The 1340-nt window shown below is 58.0% G+C and carries 2 protein-coding genes and 1 pseudogene; 1 reads left to right on the top strand and 2 read right to left on the bottom strand.

Annotated elements, in window-relative coordinates; all coding sequences use genetic code 11:
* On the top strand, positions 1-316 hold a 316-nt coding region (locus ABIB00_RS38995; RefSeq protein ID WP_354108009.1), incomplete at its 5' end, for a hypothetical protein.
* A 470-nt stretch (positions 317-786) separates the two neighbouring features.
* Here ABIB00_RS38995 and ABIB00_RS39000 read toward each other — a convergent pair.
* Entirely contained in the window at positions 787-1173 is a 387-nt protein-coding gene (locus ABIB00_RS39000; protein ID WP_354108010.1) for a hypothetical protein, read from the bottom strand.
* A 74-nt stretch (positions 1174-1247) separates the two neighbouring features.
* A pseudogene (locus ABIB00_RS39005) lies at positions 1248-1340 on the bottom strand (GlsB/YeaQ/YmgE family stress response membrane protein); the annotation flags it as partial.

Here is a 1340-nt window from a genome sequence, read left to right on the forward strand (position 1 = left end):
TGTAACCGGTCTTGCGGCTAATCTCGTAGCGTTCGCAAAGCTCCGTCATCGTCCACATTCCGCTTCGCTGATCCGCGATGAAGCTAACCCGTTGGTCCATTGCGCAGCTCTCTCGCCAAGGCATCGGCTGATCCTCCCAGCCGACAGAGAACTGTCACCCATCCATCCGGTCTACTTTGTTACCTATCTATCCGGTCTGGACAAGAAAGCCCCGCTCCCCCAAGCGGGGTTTTCACTTTTTTTGGCGCTGCATCAACGCTCCGAAATTTTCAAGCCTCCTTTTGGCTTGACCACTTTTTCCGATACAGCAGCCTAGATGTGGGCAGGGTTTTGAGGAGGCACACTTGCCGAAAGCCCTAGTGGAATTCAGAGCGCAGAACCTTCGTTTACTTGAACAGCTTTGTCCGGACGACCCGCGCTACGTCCAATCCTGGATACGCAAGTTTGACGAGCAGAACGGTATCGAGCCAGAAGCACGTCCAAAGTCACGCCTGAAGCCAAATGCCGCTTCGCAGAGCAAGGCTCGGTCCCGCGCCCGGAGCAATTGAGTTAGTGCTTTCGCTCCGGCGTAGCAGGACAGAAGCTGAAGCCAAAAAGCGCATTGCGTCCCTAAGCTGCTCGGCGCTTTTTCCGAGGCGCGGTGGCCTTTGTCGTCAACTTGCCCGACCCGGCATTCGAACCCGAGCGACACCTCCGAGTGCAGATGCAAGAACCTCGCGCTGAGCGTCTAGCCGCACCGCGAACTCTCAAACCTGATCCGAAGGTACAGGTTCAGCTTCTATACAATTACGGCCCGCACTTCGGAGGGCCTGCGACATTCGTTCGCGACTGCCCGTGCTCCGAACGTTCAGACCTCACGTTTTCGGACTTGGCTGCGGCTTGAGGAGGCTGAGAAGGTGTCGAATTGCTCGGCTGCTGAGGGCCTATGGTGTCGCCGCTTGCATGAGGAACGCACGTGCCGATGTTGCTGAGCAGGCGTTTGGCCTGGAGGTCGCGCACCTTTGAGTATTCGCGTCTTCGCTCGAAATTGGCCGCGGCCCATCGGTCCCAGACCTCGAAGGCGTCGGTGTAGTGTTTTCGCATCTGCTCCTCGGCGGCAAGGCAATCGGCGAACTTGTCGAACACCAGGTCGGTGTTGACCGGTGTCATGCCTCCTACCAGGACAACGCGCATCCATTTCATCTTGCTTATCGCCATTCGCACCGCGTGAATTCTTCGCTCACGCGAAGAATTCCGGTCATGGTGGGTTAGATCGCCCGGCGGCTGCGCCCGGCCACAAAACCGTAGACAAGAAGCACGATGATGGCACCCACGACCGCCCCCACCAGCCCAGCGCCTTC

It is taken from the genome of Bradyrhizobium sp. LB14.3, from assembly GCF_040547985.1.
Taxonomy (GTDB): domain Bacteria; phylum Pseudomonadota; class Alphaproteobacteria; order Rhizobiales; family Xanthobacteraceae; genus Bradyrhizobium.